The sequence below is a fragment of the Burkholderia sp. AU18528 genome (genome assembly GCF_002223215.2).
GTDB classification, from domain to species: Bacteria; Pseudomonadota; Gammaproteobacteria; order Burkholderiales; family Burkholderiaceae; genus Burkholderia; species Burkholderia semiarida.
Genome location: NZ_NKFC02000005.1, coordinates 1054354 through 1072333 on the forward strand (window position 1 = coordinate 1054354; position 17980 = coordinate 1072333).

The window sequence follows — 17980 nt, forward strand, 5'->3', positions numbered from 1 at the left end:
GGATCGATCGATCCGCGTTTTTTCTTCGTGCCGGCCGTCTTGCTACCGGGCGGGCGCCGGGCCGTTACAGCGGCGACGGCATCGCCACGCGCGTGCGCGGCGAGCGCGCAAGACGCGGTTGCAGGTTCGGATCGGTCGTTTCGGGCTGCTCGGCACGCATCTCGACGCCGATCGGCGGCGGCGTCGCGCCCTGCGCGGCCCATTGCTCGCCCATCGTCGCGTCGGTCGAGTGACTGAAATGCTCGACGAGATGATCGATGAACGTACGCACCTTCGCCGGCAGATGGCGCCGGCTCGGGTAGGCGATGTTGATCTCGACCTGCGGCAGCCGGAAATCCGGCAGCAGCCGCACGAGCGCGCCGCGCGCGATGTCGCTGCCGATCAGGTAGCTCGGCAGGATCGCGACGCCCATCCCGAGCAACGCGAACTGGCGCAGCATCGCCGTGTTGTTCGCGACGATCACGTTGGTCGGGCGCACGCGCACTTCGCCGTCCGGCCCCGTGAACACGCGCTCGTCGCCCCAGTATTCGGTCGGCAGGCTCAGCGCCGGGTGTTCGGCGAGTTGTTCCGGATGCGTCGGCACGCCGTGCTTCTCCAGATAGCTGGGCGTCGCGCACACGGTCATGCAGCCGGTGGTCAGGCGCCGCGTGACGATGCTCGCGCTGCGCATCTGGCGCGTGACGACGATGCCGACGTCGAAGCCTTCCTCGACGAGATCGACCTGCCGGTCGACCAGCGTGAGATCCGGCACCACCTTCGGGAAATTCTCCGTGTACGACTGCAGTACGGGGGCGAGGTTGTGCAGGCCGAACACGACCGGCGCCACGATGCGCAGCGTGCCGACCGGCTCGTGATTGCGCGCGACGACCATCTGCTCGACGTCCTCGAGCTCGTCGAGGATCTGGCGGGCACGCTCCAGATAGACCTGACCCGACTCCGTCAGGGAGAGGCTGCGCGTGGTGCGGTTAAGCAAACGCGTGCCGAGCCGGCCTTCCAGATCGGCGACATGGCGCGTCGCGACCGCGTTGGAGATATCCATTGCGCTCGCGGCCCGCGCGAAACTGCCGAGATCTGCAACCTTGACGAACACGCGCATCGACTGCAAATGATCCATAAACGACTCCTGCCGCTGTTACAACTTCAAAAAGATGAAGCAAATGCGTAATTCTCCTACGACAGCGGAAATGATGCAGAGTTGCTCAACAACGGGCCGGTTGACGATAAAAATAGTCAAAAATCCTCGCCTTCCGCGGATAGTTGATCCAATTATTCTGCTGCGAGCAACAATTGGGTGAACCTCGTCGAGTAAACGGCCGAATCAGGAAGGACGTGTTTGATGCGACACAACAGCGCACCCTTGCGCACGGCGCGCGAGCAGTGCCGGGGGTGGCTGGCGCCCATTGCGGCGGAGCGTAACAACCTGTTAAAAAGACCCCACGAAGGCGGCCGGCGTAGCATCATGTCGGCCCCGGCCGGGCGGAACAGGTGCGCAAGATGCGCCGCCGCCCGTGCCCGCTTTCAACGCGCGACACCCGTTCACCATGAAAATTGCCATCCTCGACGACTACCAGGACGCCGTCCGCAAACTGAACTGCTTCGAGATGCTCGCCGGCCACGACGTAAAGGTCTTCAACAATACGGTGCGCGGCCTGGGACAGCTCGCCAGCCGTCTGGCGGAAGTCGAGGCGCTCGTGCTGATTCGTGAACGGACCCCGATTACCTCGCAGTTGCTCTCGAAGCTGCCGAACCTGCGCATGATCAGCCAGACCGGCCGCGTGTCGAGCCACATCGATCTCGACGCGTGTACCGACCGCGGCATCGCGGTGCTCGAAGGCACCGGTTCGCCCGTCGCGCCGGCCGAGCTGACCTGGGCGCTCGTGATGGCCGCCCAGCGCCGCATTCCGCAGTACGTCGCGAACCTGAAGCAGGGCGCCTGGCAGCAGTCGGGCCTGAAGACGTCGGCGCTGCCGCCGAACTTCGGCCTCGGCCAGGTGCTGCGCGGCCAGACGCTCGGCATCTGGGGCTACGGCAAGATCGGCCGGCTCGTCGCCGGTTACGGCAAGGCGTTCGGGATGAACGTGCTGATCTGGGGCCGCGAGCATTCGCTCGAGGCCGCGCGCGCCGACGGCTACACGGCCGCCGAGAGCCGCGAAGCGCTGTTCGAGCAGAGCGACGTGCTGTCGCTGCATCTGCGCCTGCACGACGACACGCGCGGGATCGTGAAGCAGGAAGACCTGATGCGGATGAAGCCGACGTCGCTGCTCGTCAACACGAGCCGCGCCGAGCTGCTCGAGGAAAACGCGCTCGTCAACGCGCTGTCGCACAACCGGCCGGGGATGGTCGCGATCGACGTGTTCGAAAGCGAGCCGATCCTGCAGGGCTACAGCCTGCTGCGGATGGAAAACGTGATCTGCACGCCGCACATCGGCTACGTCGAACGCGAAAGCTACGAACTGTATTTCAGTGCCGCATTCCGCAACATTCTCGCGTTCGACGACGGCGACATGTCGAGCGTCGCCAACCCCGAAGCGCTGACGCCGATCCGCAAGCGCTGATCGCGCGGGCCGCGCGCGTCGCGTGGCCCCGTTGCCCGATTCCCGCCGTCAGGCGGCCACGCGGCCGCCCGTCATCGCGTCGACGCGCGTGAGGAAGTGCTCGCCGTCGCGCCGCCCGAGATCGTACGCATGCCGCATCTGCGACGGGCTCGTGTAATCCCAGCTCGAAATCGGCACCTTGCTCGACGGCTGCACGTACAGCCGCCGCTGGTCGCCATGCGCGACCGTGAACATCTGCGGACGCGGATACAGCCGCGTGACGAGCACCAGCACGTCGCCCGGAGACGGATCGAGCGCATCGACCGGCACGTTGTCGACCATCCCGCCGTCGAGCACCGGCCGGCCGCCGCGCCGCAGCACCGGCGTGAACGGCGGCGTGCAGGACGACTGCAGGATCAGGTCGGCGAGTTCGTCGACGTGCGCGCAGGCCTGCGCGCGCACGAATTCGGGCCGAAAGCCGAGCGTGCGCCCGAGCGTCGGGTGCAGCGTCTTGCGCACGTACTTCTCGATGTTGTACGCGACGAGGCCGGCCGCGACCGCGCTGCGCGCACCGAGCCAGCGCGGCACGTGCGACACGCCGATGCGGATTTCCGGCGCCGCGGCGAGCTTCGCGAACGGCTCGCCGTAGATGTCGAGCAGCGCCTGACGATAGATCCGGTAATGCGGAAACACCGGCTCACGCCCGAACAGGTTGCCCCAGTACGCATTCTTCCGGTTGTGGCGCAGCGCCTCCTCGTAATAGCGCATCACCCATGCGGCGTCGCGTGTATACAGCATGCAGGCGGTCGCCGCGCCGGCCGAGATGCCGGTGATCACCCGCGGGCGCAGGCCGAGGGCCGGCTGCGCGACGTCCCAGAAGCCGGCCTGCCACCAGCAGCGATTGCCGCCGCCCGCAAAGACGATCTGGTCGAACATCGCGCCGCTCAACTGACGAGCGCGTAGGTCGACGTCGCGTGGACGGCCATCTTGCCGTCCTCGTCGAACAGCTCGACTTCGCCGAACACGAGGTTGCGACCCATCCGCAGCACGCGCGCGGTGACGAGCACGTCGCCCTTGCGCACGGGACGCATGAAGTTCGTGTTCAGCGACACCGTCGTCATCGGCCGGAATTCGCCGAGCGCAGCCGAGATCGCGACCACCATCGCGGTGTCGGCGGCCGCCGTGAACACCTGGCCGCAGATCACGCCGCCCGAATGGCGGAACTCGCCGGAAAACGGCAGGCGCAACGTGACGCTGTCGTCGCCGATCGACACGGGGACCAGACCCAGCGAGCGGACCCACGGGGCCAGCAGGCGATCCAGCAATTCGCGGACTGCGTTTTCGTCCATCTTCGAATGTCCAGAAAACGTTGCGCGACCGCCGCGCAACGCGTGTGGCGTCATCATACCGGGAGCGCGCAAACTGCGACCGCTCGTTACCGCGCCGGCAACCGCCGCCGGCGTGACGAAATATTTTCGGGAAATTCGCAGAAAGGGCTTGCCATGTCCCGAAAACCCCGGCATAATCTTTCTTCTGTTGGGGGCGTTAGCTCAGTTGGTAGAGCAGCGGACTCTTAATCCGTAGGTCGAGTGTTCGAGTCACTCACGCCCCACCAGGAATTTCAAAGGCCGGTTAGCGAAAGCTGACCGGCCTTTTCCGTTTTGGCGCGCCGTATTCGCAGCGCGCGCCTTTCGCGGTACGCCGCCGCACGCCCGTCGCGCATCGTTTCCGCTAGAATCGTCCGACAAATATCACACGACCGGCGCGGGGTTCGTCATTTGCCCGCCGGCACTGAGAGAACATGGGACGTCAGACATGGAAGCATGTGAACGAGACGCGACCATTCAGAGGGCATGGTTGCGCCGATATCGGCCTGTCCGTCGCGATGGGCCGCTCACCCGGGCCGGCCCCGATCCGCGCGACGCCAGAACCGGATCGCGTCATGCCGGGTAAGGACGCGCTGGTCGCACTGATGATCGGTGTCGTGCTGTTCGTGCTGGCCGGCGTGCTCGCCGTCACGGCCGGCCGGGAACCCGACCGCCTGGTCCGCGCGCCGGGCACGGTCGTGCGCATCGTCCAGGACAGCGATGCAATGCGCGCGTACCGGCCGATCGTCGCGTATCTCGCGAACGACGGCCGGCGCCGCGAAGTCGCCGGCAATACTGCATCCGCGGTGCCCGCGTACGACATCGGCGAGAACGTCGACATCCTGCTCGACCCCGACCACCCGGAGCGCCCCGCGCTGATCGACGATTTTGCGCAACGCTGGCTTCCGGTGGCCGTGCCGGCGCTGCTCGCCGTCGCGTCGTTCGCCATCGGCGGCCTGCTGCTCGCGGGCGAGCGACGCCGCCGGCAGTCGGGCCCGGCGCCGCGCCACGTCGAACGCAAGCCGGCACGGCGCCGCTGGGATGTCGCGATCGCGCTGATTCCGATCGCGATCGGCACGGGTTTCCTCGCCGGCGCCGGCGCGGCCGGGCTGCGTCAGTGGCAAATCGTCCACCACTATGCGCGTTCGACCGGCCATGTGGTCGAGATCGCGAAAAACGGGCGGCCGTCGCGGTCGCGCACGTCGCTGTATTCGGCCATCGTCGCGTTCACGACCGACAGCGGGCGGCTGATCACATTCGCCCAGGGCTCCGCGGCGTCGCCGCCGGGCCTCCACAAAGGCGATGCGGTCGACGTGCTGTACGATCCCGTCACGCCCGAGCGTGCGCTCGTCGATCGCTTCTGGGATCGCTGGGGCCTCACGGCCATCCTGTTCGCGATCGGCGCGCCGTTCCTGGCGGCCGGGCTGTTCGCCGCCGCGACGTTATGGCCCGACCATCGGCCGCACGAAGCCGAGGCCGCTCGATGACCCACGCTCGGCGCGGTGCGGCAACCGCCGCGCCGCGCGTCACCGCTCCCTGAACGCCTCCACCTTCGCGCGGTTCCCGCACGTGCGCATGTCGCACCACCGCCGCCCGACGCCGCGGCCGCGATCGACGAAGAACCACGTACACCGGCCGCATTGCCGCACGCGCGCGAAATCGTCGCTGCGCATCAGATCCTCGAAACCGAGCGCAGCCGCATCGATCCAGCGCGACGCAGCGCGCGCGTCCGGTCGCCACGCGAAGCGGCCGCCAACCGCATCGAACGCACTCCGCCCGATCGCCTCGCGGATCGCCAGCGCAAGCCGCTCGGCAGCGCGCGCGCCCGCGCCGCCGCCGCCCGCGGCCGTCAGGTGCACGATCGCGGCGTACGCGTCGTCGCGAAAGCGGTGCAGCGCCGCCAGCTCCTCGGGGCCATCCTGGCGCGGATGACGCAGCAGCCGCGCCAGATCGTCGGGCGCCAGCAACCCCGCTTTCCCGGCCCACGCACGCACGGCCGGCCAGTCGACGAGTTTGTCCTCGTCGCGCGTCTTGCCCGTGTCGGCCACCGTGTTGAGGAAGTCGAGCGCCGGATGGCCGCCGACGAAATCGGCCGCGCGCCATTCGTGCCCGTGCCGCGCCGGGTCGGATCGAGTAACCATTTATTTTCACCTATCGGTTTCATATCCGGAAAATCCGGCGTAACCTGTTAACAACCAAAACAGGTTAGCACGGAGAAGCCGATGCTCGAACTTCCGAACCGCTTCGATTTCGAAGGCCACCGGATTGCATGGGGTACGCTCGGCGAAGGCCCGCCGCTCGTGCTCGTGCACGGCACGCCGTTTTCGTCGCAGGTATGGCGCCGGATCGCGCCGTGGCTCGCGCGGCGCCATCGCGTGTATGTCTACGACCTGCTCGGCTACGGCCAGTCCGACATGCCGGACGCGGACGTGTCGCTCGGCCGCCAGAACGCGATGTTCGGCGCACTGCTGAACGAATGGACACTCGCGCGGCCGCGTGTGCTCGCGCACGACTACGGCGGCGCCACGGTGCTGCGCGCGCACTTTCTCGACGGCATCGCGTATGCGGATCTCACGCTCGTGAACCCGGTCGCGATCGCGCCGCAAGGGTCGCCGTTCGTGCGTCACGTCGCGCAGCACGAAGCCGCGTTCACCGGCCTGCCCGCGTACGCGCACCATGCGCTCGTGTCGGCCTATATCGGCCAGGCGGTCGCGCGACCGCTGAGCGACGAAGCACTGTCGATCTACCGTGCACCGTGGCTCACGCCGGCCGGCCAGGCCGCGTTCTATCGCCAGATCGCGCAGATGCGCCAGCGCTACATCGAGGAAGCGGAAGCCCGCTACGCACCGCCGGACTTTCCGGTGCGCATCGTGTGGGGCGAGGACGACGCATGGATTCCGCTCGAGCAAGGGCAGGCGCTCGCCGATCGCGTCGCGAACGGCAAGCTGATCCGCGTCCCGCACGCGGGCCATCTGGTTCAGGAAGATGCGCCGGAGGCGATCGTCGCCGCGGTGCTCGACGCGCACGCGCCACGCTGACCGCCAGCCACCTCGCGTCGTCAGAACACCGGCACGCCTTGCGCGAGCGTCGCGACGAACTTCGCGGTGCGCGGGTCGCGCGGCCGGCCGAACAGGTCGCGCGACGCGCCGGCTTCGACGATGCGGCCATCGGCGAGGAACACCGCATCGTGCGCGATCGACGCGGCCAGGCGCAGGTCGTGCGTGGCCATCAGCATCGTCGTGCCTTCGCGCGCGAGCTGGCGCAGCACCTCGACCACTTCGACGGACAGCTCCGGATCGAGCGCCGATGTCGGCTCGTCGCACAGCAGCACCTGCGGAGACGGCGCGAGCGCGCGCGCGATCGCCACGCGCTGCTGCTGTCCGCCCGATAGCGTGGCCGGCCATGCGTCGGCCTTGCCCGCGATGCCCACCTTGTCGAGCAGCGCGAGCGCCCGCTGGCGCGCCTGCTCGCGCGGCCAGCGCTGCACGGTCACGAGCCCCTCCATCACGTTCTGCACGACGCTCAGGTGCGGAAACAACTGGAAGTTCTGGAACACCATGCCGGTCTGCTTGCGCACCGCGAACACCGCGTCGCGCGACGGCCGGCGCCCCGGCACGAATGCGATGCGCGCATCGCCGACCACGAGCGCGCCCGCCTCCGGCACTTCGAGCAGGTTCACGCAGCGCAGCAGCGTGCTCTTGCCGCTGCCGGACGGGCCGATCAGCGCCGTTACGCTCCCCGGCTGCAATGCGAGGTCGATTCCGCTCAACACGCGATGCGAGCCAAACGACTTGTCGATGCGCTCGAGACGGATCATCGCAACTCCGCGTGGAACAGCGCATGCCGGCCGAAGCGGGTTTCGAGGCGACGTTGCAGCGTGGACAGCACCGAGCTGAACAGCAGATAGATCAGCGCAGCTTCGGTATAGAGAATCAGCGGCTCGTAGGTCACGGCCGCGATGCGCTGCGCGGCCTGGAAGATCTCGGGTACCGTCAGCACGGCCGCGAGCGACGTGTCCTTCACGAGCGAAATGAACGAATTCGACAGCGCGGGCAGCGCGACGCGCGCGGCCTGCGGCAGGATCGCGCGGCGCAGCGCCTGCGCGCGCGTCATCGACATCGAGTACGCGGCCTCCCACTGCCCCTTGGGGATCGATTCGATCACGCCGCGAATCACTTCCGCGTTGTACGCGCCGACGTTCAGCGAGAAGCCGATCACGGCGGCCGTCAGCGGATCGAGCACGATGCCGACGCTCGGTAGCCCGTAGAAGATCACGAACAACTGCACGAGCAACGGCGAGCCGCGGAACAGCCAGATATAGAAACGCACGACGGCCTGCGCCCAGCGCGGCCCGAACAGCCGCGCGAGCGCTGCGCCGAACGCGAGCAAAAGGCCGATCGCGAACGACGCGAGCGTGAGCGGAACCGTAAACACGAGCCCTGCAACGAGCAGGGGGCGCAGCGATTCCGCCATCAGGTGCAGCCAGGCCGGCATCGTTCAGCCTCGCGTCACGGCTGCGACACGTCGCGGCCGAAGTACTTCTGCGAGATCTTCGCGTAGGTGCCGTCCGCCTTGATGTCCGCGAGCGCCTTGTCGATCGCGGCCACCAGGGCGGGGCTGCCCTTGCGCAGCAGCACGCCGGACGCGTCGCCCGCGCCGCTCGTGTCGGTCGCCGCGATCTTCAGTTTCGCGTCGGGCTTGTGCTTGCGGAAATCGAGGTACGACAGCGAATCGTTGATCGTCGCATCGACGCGTCCGGACGTCAGCAGGTCGATCGATTCGTTGAAGCCCTGCACGGGCACCACGTCGGCGCCGTGCGCGGCCGCGAGCTTGCCGAAATTGCTGGTCAGCGTGTTCGCGGATTTCTTGCCCTTCAGGTCGTCGAACGAGCGGATCGTCGTGTTGTCCGCGCGCACGATCAGCACCGCGTGCGACGTGATGTACGGCGTCGAGAAATCGTATTTCGCCTTGCGCGCGTCGGTGATCGACACTTCGTTCACGACCGCGTCGTAGCGGTTCACGTCGAGGCCCGCGATCAGCCCGTCCCATTTGCCTTCGACGAACTGCGGCTTCACGCCGAGACGCTGCGCGATCGCGGTCGCGATGTCGACGTCGAAGCCCGTCAGCTTGCCCGTCTCGTCGTGGTACGTGAACGGCGCGTAGGTGCCTTCGGTACCGATGCGGAACACGCCGGCCGACTTGATCTGCGACAGGTCGTCGGCAGCCAGCGCGCTGGTGGCCGCGGCGGCCTGCAGCAGCGCGACGATCAGGATGGAGCGGAGGAATTTCATGGTGCGGACCCCGAATGATTGGAGAGAATCATCCCGCCGGCACGCCTGCGCCGTTCGAGAGGTCCGCGAATTCTACCGATGCGGGAAGGCCCGGCAAAAACGCAAATCGGCTAACGATATGAGCCGATCGAATAACGACCACGCCAACCTCGATGCCGACGCGGGCCCCTTACACGTCGCTTACCATGGCAACGAATACGTCTTCGTATTCGTGAAGCTCTTCATCGCTTCCTGCACACCCTCCTTGTATCCGAGCCCCGAATCCTTCACGCCGCCGAACGGCGTCAGCTCGAGCCGATAGCCGGGCACCTCGCGCACGTTCACGCTGCCGACTTCGAGCTCGGTGATGAAGCGCGTGATGTGGTCGAAGCGGTTCGTGCACACCGACGACGACAGCGCGTAGTCGGTGCTGTTCGACATCCGGATCGCTTCGTCGATGTCGCGAAAGCGCAGGATCGGCGATACCGGGCCGAAGGTTTCATGCTTGACCAGCGGCATGTCGGGCGTCACGCGATCGACGACGGTCGGCGAATACAGCGCGCCGTCGCGCACGTTGCCGACCAGCAGCCGCGCACCGCGCGCGATCGCGTCGTTCACCTGCTGCTCGCAGAATTGCGCGGCCGCTTCGTCGATCACGGTGCCCATGTCGACCGACGGATCGGACGGGTTGCCGTACGACCATGCGCGCGTCTTCTCGACGACGAGTTCCGTGAAGCGATCGGCCACTGCCTCGTGCACGAGCATCCGCTTGATCGCCGTGCAGCGCTGCCCCGAATTCCTGTACGAGCCCGACACCGCGAGCGTGCTCGCCTCGTCGAGATCGGCGTCTTCCATCACGATGATCGGATCGTTGCCGCCGAGTTCGAGCACCGCGCGCCGGTAGCCCATCCGCGCGGCGATCGATTTGCCGATCGACACGCCGCCGGTGAACGTGATCAGGTCGATCGCCGCGTTCGTGATCAATTCGTCCGCAATGTCCTTCGGGTCGCCGGTGATCACCTGCAGCATCTGCGGCGGCAAGCCGGCTTCGTACAGGATGTCCGCGAACAGGTAGCACGACAGCGGCACCTTCTCCGACGGCTTCACGACGATCCGGTTGTTGGTCGCGACCGACGGCACGACCTTGTGCGCGACCTGGTTCATCGGGTGGTTGAACGGCGTGATCGCCGAAATCACGCCGAGCAGCGGGTCGCGCTGCGTGTACACGCGGCGCTTCTTGCCGTGTGGCGTCAGATCGCACGAGAAGATCTGCCCGTCGTCCTTCAGCACTTCGCCGGCGCCGAACGTCAGCACGTCGGCCACGCGGCCCGCTTCGTACGTCGAATCCTTGATGCACAACCCGGCCTCGGCCGTGATCAGCGCGGCGATCTCCGCGGTGCGAGCGCGCACGATGTCGGCCGCGCGGCGCAGGATCGCCGCGCGATCGTGGCGCGTGAGCGTCGGCCGGTACGCCCGCGCGACCGCGAATGCGCGGCGCACGTCGTCGAGCGTCGCCTTCGGCACGGTGCCGACCAGTGCGCCGTCGTACGGGTTGCGCACGTCGATCGCCGCATCCCGCTGAATCCGCTCGCCGTCGATTCGCAGTGCCTCGCGACGAATCTCGCGCACCGCGGTCGATACTGCAAAGGCGTTCATGCCTGTATCTCCCCAAGGATGCGCGTGCATCACTGCAGATGGTTGAGCGCGATATCGATGATGTCGAAGTTGCGCAGCCGCGCGCGGCCCGCGACGTCGGTCGCGACCGGCTTGCTGAAGATCAGCGGCACGATCTGCTCGGATATCCCGCCGTGCGAGCGCAACGGCACGTCGAGGCCGGACAGATCGTGCTTGATGCGGCGCGTGCCGAGCACTACGTCCTGCCTCGAGATCACGATCAGGTCGCCCATCCGCGCGGGCGGCAGCTCGAAGCGCGCGCAGCCTTCGGCGCCCGTCAGCACGACGTCGATGCCGTCGACCGCGGCGAGCCGCGCGCGCAGCGCTTCGGCATCGGCCGTTGCCGGCACGTAGACGGTCGCGAACGAACCGAGCGCGCCGTGGTGCACGACGTACGGATCGGTGATCGGCAGGATCACGCGCGCCGCATCGTGGCCGAGCCATTCGTCGAACAGCTCCTGCAGGTAGACGACGTTCGGCTCGCCGGTCGCGTCGTCGTGCTTCGCGTTCATCCCGTGATCGGCGGTGATCGCGACGATCGCGCCGAGTTCGTCGAGGCGCTTCAGGTACGTGTCCATCATCGCGTAAAACGCGTTCGCGCCTTCCGTGCCTGGCGCGCACTTGTGCTGCACGTAGTCGGTGGTCGACAGGTACATCAGGTCGATCGGGCGCGTCTCGAGCAGGCGCACGCCGGCCGCGAACACGAATTCCGACAGCGCCGCGCTGTACACGCTCGGCACCGGCTTGCCGACCAGCTCCAGCACGTTGTCGATGCCGTTTTCCTCGACGCTCGCTTCGTCGGCCTTTTCCGACGAGAAGCAGATGCCCTTCAGCCCCTTGCCGAGCAGGCGGCGCAGCTTGTCCTTCGCGGTGACGACCGCGACACGCGCGCCCCGCTCGGCGAAGGCCGCGAGCACGGTGGGCGCGACCAGGTATTTCGGATCGTTCATCAGCACCTCGGCGCCGGTGTCGCGATCGTAGAAGTAGTTGCCGCTGATCCCATGGATCGCCGGCGGCACGCCGGTCACGATCGACAGGTTGTTCGGGTTCGTGAAGCTCGGCACCACGCATTCTCCCTTCAGTGCCGTGCCCGGCTTCAGCAGCGTGCGCAGGAACGGCGCGACGCCCGCCTCGGCGGCCTCTTCCAGATATTCATACGCGCAGCCATCGACGCAGACGACCACCACGGGCCGGCTCATCCAGTTGTAGCGGCGGCCGTTCACTTCCACGGAGACGGGCGTTTCAGTCATGACGTTCATTCCTTTCGGGGCGAAGCGGTGAGCCGTCGGCGCCCGTGCCGCGCCGAACGAGTGTTTCGATGCTTGACATTAAAATGGACGATTTGTAGATTGTCAACAACATGCAAAAAGCAGGAGGCAAGGCGATGGCGCCCGGACGATCCGAATGACGACTTCAAGCGGTGTTATCAGGAGGTCAAATAGCGCGCCTACATTCGGTATCCGGGCAAGCGGACCGAAGTGCCGACGCTCCGCGTCGACTGCATCGGTCGCGTCGGCGAAGCCGGGATTCCGCGCGCTGTCGCGGCGATCGCCGACACGCTGAAGGCGATGGATGTGCGCCGCAGCCGCCTATCGGCCGAAGCGGCTGCATGACGATGTGACGCGACGTACCGACCGCATACGCATGCGGCCGCCCGTTTTTCCGGCTGTGCGCCGCACGGCCCTTTATCGACGAATGCTCCGATGCGCCCCTTCTGGATCGAACAAGCGCTGTTCAACGACGGCGATCTCGCCCCCGCGCTGCAAGGTGCGACGCGGGCCGACGTGTGCATCGTCGGCGGCGGCTTCACGGGCCTCTGGACCGCGATCCAGGCGAAGCAGCACAACCCCGCGCTCGACATCGCGATCCTCGAGGCCGACCTGTGCGGCGCCGGCGCGAGCGGCCGCAACGGCGGCTGCCTGCTCACGTGGTCGGCGAAATTCCTGACGCTGCGGCGCCTGTTCGGCGAAGCCGAGGCGATCCGGCTCGTGAGGGCGTCGGAAGCGGCCGTCCAGCACATCGCCGACTTCTGCCGCGCGCACGGCATCGATGCGGACCTGCGGCTCGACGGCACGCTGTACACCGCGACGTCGCGCGCGCAGGTCGGCACGCTCGCGCCGGTGCTCGACGCGCTCGCCGCGTGCGGCATCCACAGCTACGAACATCTGCCGCCCGCCGAAGTCGCGCGCCGCTCGGGCTCCGCACGCAATCTCGACGGCGTGTACTCGCCGATCGCCGCGACCGTGCATCCCGGCAAGCTCGTGCGCGGCCTGCGCCGCGTCGCGCTCGATATGGGCATCCGGATCTACGAGCGCACGCCGCTCGTCGACTTCACGCCGGGGCAGCCGGCCGCCGTGCAGACGCCGTCCGGCAGCGTGCACGCAGGCAAGCTGGTCTTCGCGATCAACGCGTGGATGGCGAGCCGCTTCCCGCAGTTCGAACGCACGATCGCGGTCGTGTCGAGCGACATGGTGATGACCGAGAAATGCCCGGCATTGCTGGAGCGGACGGGGCTCGTGGACGGCGTGTCGGTGCTCGATTCGCGGATCTTCGTCTACTACTACCGCACGACGGCCGACGGGCGGCTGATGCTCGGCAAGGGCGGCAACACGTTCTCGTGGCGCAGCCGCATCGCGCCCGTGTTCGACCGGCGCTCGCCGTACGAGGCGCAGCTCACGCAGAGCCTGCGCGCATTTTTTCCGTCGCTTGCGGGCGTGCCGATCACCGCAAGCTGGAACGGGCCGTCGGACCGCTCGGTAACGGGCTTCCCGTTCTTCGGCCGCCTCGACGACGCGCCGAACGTGTTCTACGGCTTCGGCTATTCGGGCAACGGCGTCGGGCCGACCTACATGGGCGGGCAGATCCTGTCGTCGCTCGTGCTCGGCCTCGACAACGCGTGGACGCGCAGCCCGCTCGTGCGCGGCCCGCTCGGCCGGTTTCCGCCGGAGCCGATTCGCTATGTCGGCGCGCATGTCGTGCGCAATGCGATCCGCCGCAAGGAGCGCGCGGAAGACGAGAACCGGCAGCCGTCGGTCGTCGATACGTGGCTCGCGAAGTTGGCGAGTGCGGCGGGGAAGGCGGACAAGGCGTAACGGGCGGGGCGAATGCGGCGAGAAACGGGAGAGGCCGGCGGCTCCCCGGCACCATCATGTCGCCAGCCTCTGTCGAATCCGCACATCGACCGAACAACAGGTGGGGAAATCCCGCTAATAGAAAAAGTCCGATTCCAGGCGCCGCTTTTGTTTCGAAACGCAAAATCCCCCATGAGGACAATCACGCATCGACAAGACATGTCCCAGCTAAAATAAAACTTATAAAACGGCGCACCAATCCATACGCTTTATTTTTGTCATTTCATTATCTCGATTTTATTATCAAAAACAGCATGATAGGATTCAAACAATCCGAAAAATAGAATCCCGCCTTTTCTTTCATGCACTCATCAACAACCATTGAAATCTTGATTAGCGATTCCCGATCCGTCTCGAGAGGGTCGCAGTTCGGACATGTCGCGATTGCAGTCGATGGGGTCGTATATGGCCGAGCGCACCCGGGATGGGACGTAGATAGCATCCTGAACTACTTAAATCGCCAGCAGACCAAGATGCAACGCGATACGATCGGCTATCTCCTTCATACATCCAGGGATGAGAAAAGGATCATCGTTTCCGAGATAAAACGCCGGCTACACGAAAACAAACCATACTCTCTCGTCGACAACAATTGCTCCTCGAACATAGCCGAAGTACTTGGCAAAGCGGGAATTCTGGCTCACGACCCGAGATGGCAACTCCCGAGTATCATAGCGCCTGCGGATTTGATGACCGGTCTGCGCCATTCGAAACGCCTGATTGGAATCCGACGGTATCCGAAAAAATGACACGCCTGCTGCTAGTTGTCGCGCTCACGATGATGATCGGTGCGTGCTCGAAATATAAAGACGAGAAATGGGCGGCACTTCGTGACATGCCAGCCTTCGCCGAGCCAAACGACGACAGAACGCATCCGATCTTCACGGTCAGGAAAGGCGAATCCTGCGTCCCGGTGACGGATCGGGCTGCGAAGATTTACGCGTACACGCAAGTGCGCTGCGAATCCGGAACGGGTTGGGTACTCGACGACTTCTTTGATAAGCAGCGCGGCCAATGATCGGCGGCGAGCGATCATCGCATTCGGACGAACATCATCGATGTCCTGCGCAGAGCTGGCCGTCGGGCTCTGCCCTGCAACGGGGATGCGCCAGCCGGCATCTCTATCGAAGACCGTGATTCAGTTGGCCCACTCCGTGCGTCGTCAATGTGCGGTAACCGCTAACGCGGCAATTCACGCGCCCGCCTTCTCCCGCGCCGCCTTGCCCGTCGCGGGCAACCCCTGCTCATGCATGCGGCGCATCCGGGCGAGACCATGCGCGACGTGCTCGCGCACGAGCGCGACGGCCTTTTCCTCGTCGCCGGCCGCGAGCGCCTGGACGATCCTGTCGTGCTCGGCCGCCGACACCGCGATCGCATCCTCCTCGGCCTCGATCGCCGCCTGGCGCAGCAGGCCGAGCTGGCGCACGAGCCGCCGGTAGGTATCGACGAGATGCGTATTGCCGACGCCGACCACCATCGCGTCGTGGAACTGCACGTTCAGCTCGGTATAACGCGTGACGTCGTGCGCCTTCGCGGCGTCCTTCATCGACTGGACGATGCCCTTCAGCACCTTCAGCGTGTCGGGCGAGATGCGCTTCGCCAGCGCGCGCGCGACCGACTCGTCGAGCATCGCGCGCACTTCGTAGATCTCCTCGGCCTCGCGCAGCGGCACGACGCGCACGGTCACGCCGCGGTTCTTCTCGTTGCGCAGCAGGCCGGCCTGTTCGAGCGCGCGGAACGCTTCGCGCACCGGGCCGCGCGACACGTTCAGCTTCGTCGCGATATCGACTTCGTTGAGCTTTTCGCCGGGCGCGTATTCGCCGGAGACGATCGCGCGCTCGAGCATGTCCTGAACGATCATCGCGAGCGACTGGCTTTGCAGGAGTTCGATGGCGCTGAGCGCGTTCGGGGCAGTCATGGTCGGGCAGGCGGCGGAGCTGTCGGTGAAAACGGGGGCGCCGTATCGGCGAATGATCGTTGTATACCGTCGCCCCGGCATATTGTCCACAGTTTTCAGTCGCCAAAAGCCCATCCTGCGCGCCGGAGCGCAACCAACCTGCAACCGGCACGCCGCCGCCGTGCGGTACGCGGCGGGCGAACGCGCGCTGAGCCGCCGCGCGCTCGCCGTTCCCGCATGGTACGTGGCGCTTTTCCCGCGCCTTCCCTCGTTGTTTTCCTCGTGCCTTCCTTCTGTCGCGGCGCCGTGCGTCACTTCGGCAGCGCCGGAATCATCCATGTCAGCACGTGCTGCTGCAGGAACACCAGCACGCCGAGCAACAGCGTGAGAATCACGCTGTGCCAGAAGGTGCGGGCGAACACGACGCCCTCCTGCCCTTTCAGGTCCGTCGTCGACACACCCGTCGCGATGTTCTGCGGCGAGATCATCTTGCCCATCACGCCGCCCGACGAATTGGTCGCGGCCATCAGCACCGGATCGAGGCCGAGCTGCCGTGCGGCGACGACCTGCAGGTTGCCGAACAGCGCGTTGCCCGACGTGTCGCTGCCGGACAGGAACACGGCGATCCAGCCGAGCGACGCGGACACCAGCGGGAACAGCGCGCCCGTCGACGCGACGCCGGTGCCGAGCGTGTAGCTGATGCCCGAGTAGTTCAGCAGGTACGCGAGCCCGACGATCATCATCACCGTGACGATCGCGATCCACGTTTGCCGCCACGTCTTCACCACGCATTCGACGAACGCGCCGGGGCCGGTGCGCGTCAGCGCGGCCGTGATGATCGCCGACACGAGGATCGCGGTGCCGGTGCCGAGCGGCTGGAAATCCCAGATCGCCGCATACGGCTTGTGGTACAGCGACACGTACACGGCGTTGTGCAGGCCCGGCCACTTGATTTTCACGTCGCCGATCGCCGCGATGTTCGCGTGCACCCACACGATCACGACCACCGACACGACGAGCCACGGCAGCCAGCCGCCGAAGCCCGCGCGCGCGGCGCCGGCGGCGGCCGGCACGCTGCGCGCGAGCGCGTATTGCGGATCGGGCTGCGGCTTCCACACCTGCAGGAAGCCGATCGTCACGATCAGCGACGAGAGCGACGACAGCACGTCCGTGAGCTGGTAGCCGAGGTAGTTCGACGTGACGAACTGCGCAAGCGCGAAACTGCCGCCGGACACGAGCAGCGCCGGCCACAGCTTCGAGATCGAGCGCAGCCCGCCATACGCGCCGACCACGTAGAACGGCAGCAGCAGCGCGAAGAACGGCAACTGGCGGCCGACCATCTGCGCGAGCGTCGCGGGCGGCAGCGACGTGACCGCGCCGAGCACGGTGATCGGCACGCCGAGCGCGCCGAACGCGACCGGCGCCGTGTTGAACAGCAGCGTATAGGTGAGCGCTTCGAGCGCGGGGAAGCCGAGCGCGATCAGGAGCGCGCTCGTGATCGCGACCGGCGTGCCGAAGCCGGAAATCCCTTCGAGCAGACAGCCGAACGAGAACGCGACGACGAGCAGCACGAGGCGGCGGTCGTCGGGCAGGTTATCGAGCATCCACTGCCGGAACTGATCGAAGCGACCCGACTTCACCGCGATGTTGTACAGCAGCAGCGCGTTGAAGACGATCCACATCACCGGCACGACCGCGAGCGCCATGCCGGCGCCGACCGCGTTGAACGCGAGGCCGGCCGGCATCCCCCACGCGCCGATCGCGACCGCGAGGCCCGCGACGAGCCCCGCGAGCGACGCCTGCCACGCGGGGCGGCGCAGCACGCCGAGCGCGATCAGCGCGACCGCGATCGGGATCACGGCGACGAGAAACGACAGGAGCAGCGAGTGCGCGACGGGCGTCAACGGTTGCGCGAAGACGATGCCGGGCGGTAGGGCGTCGGTGGGATTCATCGTGTCTCCAGAGTCGACCCGAATTCGCATGTCGATGCGCCGGGTTCGGTACAAGGCGATGTCCTGCAGTCACGGCCGCGATCGGGCGCTTGCATGCGCAACGACGTTGCGCGGCCAACCGATCGGTCGCTTAAAAGAGGTTAGGAGGCGCGGCA

Annotated in this window: 16 protein-coding genes, 1 tRNA gene and 1 pseudogene; 7 read left to right on the forward strand and 11 right to left on the reverse strand. The window is 66.5% G+C overall.

Going from position 1 to position 17980, the window contains the following annotated elements; all coding sequences use genetic code 11:
• Window positions 1-64: 64 nt before the first annotated feature.
• Window positions 65-1114 (reverse strand): LysR family transcriptional regulator, encoded by a 1050-nt coding sequence (locus tag CFB52_RS16590; protein ID WP_059573605.1) that lies wholly within the window; start codon window positions 1112-1114, stop codon window positions 65-67.
• Window positions 1115-1541: 427 nt separating this feature from the next.
• On the opposite strand from CFB52_RS16590, the gene CFB52_RS16595 reads away from it, so the two are divergent.
• A complete protein-coding gene (locus CFB52_RS16595; RefSeq protein ID WP_059573604.1) occupies window positions 1542-2555 on the forward strand; it encodes a D-2-hydroxyacid dehydrogenase family protein in 1014 nt (337 codons plus the stop codon).
• A gap of 48 nt (window positions 2556-2603) precedes the next feature.
• Here the strand turns inward: CFB52_RS16595 and CFB52_RS16600 are convergent, their stop codons facing one another.
• Together CFB52_RS16600 and CFB52_RS16605 are read right to left on the reverse strand one after the other, a co-directional pair.
• On the reverse strand, window positions 2604-3470 hold the full coding sequence (locus CFB52_RS16600) for a patatin-like phospholipase family protein (RefSeq protein WP_059573647.1): 867 nt from the start codon (window positions 3468-3470) through the stop codon (window positions 2604-2606).
• Between the two features lie 8 nt (window positions 3471-3478).
• Window positions 3479-3883: a PaaI family thioesterase gene (locus CFB52_RS16605; RefSeq protein ID WP_027785770.1), complete on the reverse strand. Its 405-nt coding sequence runs from the start codon at window positions 3881-3883 to the stop codon at window positions 3479-3481.
• Between the two features lie 190 nt (window positions 3884-4073).
• Here CFB52_RS16605 and CFB52_RS16610 point away from each other — a divergent pair.
• Window positions 4074-4149, forward strand: a tRNA-Lys gene (locus tag CFB52_RS16610).
• A 186-nt stretch (window positions 4150-4335) separates the two neighbouring features.
• A complete protein-coding gene (locus CFB52_RS16615; RefSeq protein WP_060010897.1) occupies window positions 4336-5388 on the forward strand; it encodes a DUF3592 domain-containing protein in 1053 nt (350 codons plus the stop codon).
• 39 nt (window positions 5389-5427) lie between these two features.
• Here CFB52_RS16615 and CFB52_RS16620 read toward each other — a convergent pair whose 3' ends face one another.
• The gene (locus CFB52_RS16620; RefSeq protein ID WP_060010894.1) at window positions 5428-6042 is read right to left on the reverse strand and encodes a CGNR zinc finger domain-containing protein; all 615 of its coding nucleotides are present in this window, start codon (window positions 6040-6042) and stop codon (window positions 5428-5430) included.
• Between the two features lie 81 nt (window positions 6043-6123).
• Here CFB52_RS16620 and CFB52_RS16625 point away from each other — a divergent pair, with 81 nt between their 5' ends.
• Entirely contained in the window at window positions 6124-6939 is an 816-nt protein-coding gene (locus CFB52_RS16625) for an alpha/beta fold hydrolase (protein ID WP_099316934.1), read from the forward strand.
• Window positions 6940-6959: 20 nt separating this feature from the next.
• On the opposite strand, the gene CFB52_RS16630 is transcribed toward CFB52_RS16625, so the two are convergent.
• From CFB52_RS16630 to phnA, 5 genes are all read right to left on the reverse strand, one after another.
• On the reverse strand, window positions 6960-7718 hold the full coding sequence (locus CFB52_RS16630; protein ID WP_099316935.1) for an amino acid ABC transporter ATP-binding protein: 759 nt from the start codon (window positions 7716-7718) through the stop codon (window positions 6960-6962).
• On the reverse strand, window positions 7715-8395 hold the full coding sequence (locus CFB52_RS16635) for an amino acid ABC transporter permease (protein WP_059573598.1): 681 nt from the start codon (window positions 8393-8395) through the stop codon (window positions 7715-7717). Before CFB52_RS16635 ends, CFB52_RS16630 begins: the two co-directional genes overlap by 4 nt.
• A 14-nt stretch (window positions 8396-8409) precedes the next feature.
• Window positions 8410-9192, reverse strand: coding sequence for an amino acid ABC transporter substrate-binding protein (locus CFB52_RS16640; RefSeq protein WP_059573597.1), 783 nt, complete (start codon window positions 9190-9192; stop codon window positions 8410-8412).
• A gap of 180 nt (window positions 9193-9372) precedes the next feature.
• The gene (gene phnY, locus CFB52_RS16645) at window positions 9373-10827 is read right to left on the reverse strand and encodes a phosphonoacetaldehyde dehydrogenase (RefSeq protein ID WP_099316936.1); all 1455 of its coding nucleotides are present in this window, start codon (window positions 10825-10827) and stop codon (window positions 9373-9375) included.
• A gap of 29 nt (window positions 10828-10856) precedes the next feature.
• Window positions 10857-12095: a phosphonoacetate hydrolase gene (phnA, locus tag CFB52_RS16650; protein ID WP_099316983.1), complete on the reverse strand. Its 1239-nt coding sequence runs from the start codon at window positions 12093-12095 to the stop codon at window positions 10857-10859.
• A gap of 141 nt (window positions 12096-12236) precedes the next feature.
• Between phnA and CFB52_RS35095 the strand changes: the two are divergent.
• The 3 genes and pseudogenes from CFB52_RS35095 to CFB52_RS16665 all read left to right on the forward strand — a co-directional run.
• Window positions 12237-12458: pseudogene (locus CFB52_RS35095) on the forward strand (2-aminoethylphosphonate--pyruvate transaminase); the annotation flags it as partial.
• Window positions 12459-12548: 90 nt separating this feature from the next.
• The gene (locus tag CFB52_RS16660; protein WP_099316937.1) at window positions 12549-13937 is read left to right on the forward strand and encodes an FAD-dependent oxidoreductase; all 1389 of its coding nucleotides are present in this window, start codon (window positions 12549-12551) and stop codon (window positions 13935-13937) included.
• 691 nt (window positions 13938-14628) lie between these two features.
• Entirely contained in the window at window positions 14629-14994 is a 366-nt protein-coding gene (locus CFB52_RS16665) for a hypothetical protein (RefSeq protein ID WP_179231734.1), read from the forward strand.
• Between the two features lie 174 nt (window positions 14995-15168).
• Here CFB52_RS16665 and CFB52_RS16670 read toward each other — a convergent pair whose 3' ends face one another.
• Window positions 15169-15894 carry a phosphonate utilization associated transcriptional regulator gene (locus CFB52_RS16670; protein WP_059573593.1) on the reverse strand — a complete coding sequence of 242 codons (726 nt, stop codon included), beginning with the start codon at window positions 15892-15894 and terminating at the stop codon, window positions 15169-15171.
• 290 nt (window positions 15895-16184) lie between these two features.
• Entirely contained in the window at window positions 16185-17825 is a 1641-nt protein-coding gene (locus CFB52_RS16675; RefSeq protein ID WP_059573592.1) for an L-lactate permease, read from the reverse strand.
• Window positions 17826-17980 lie beyond the last annotated feature (155 nt).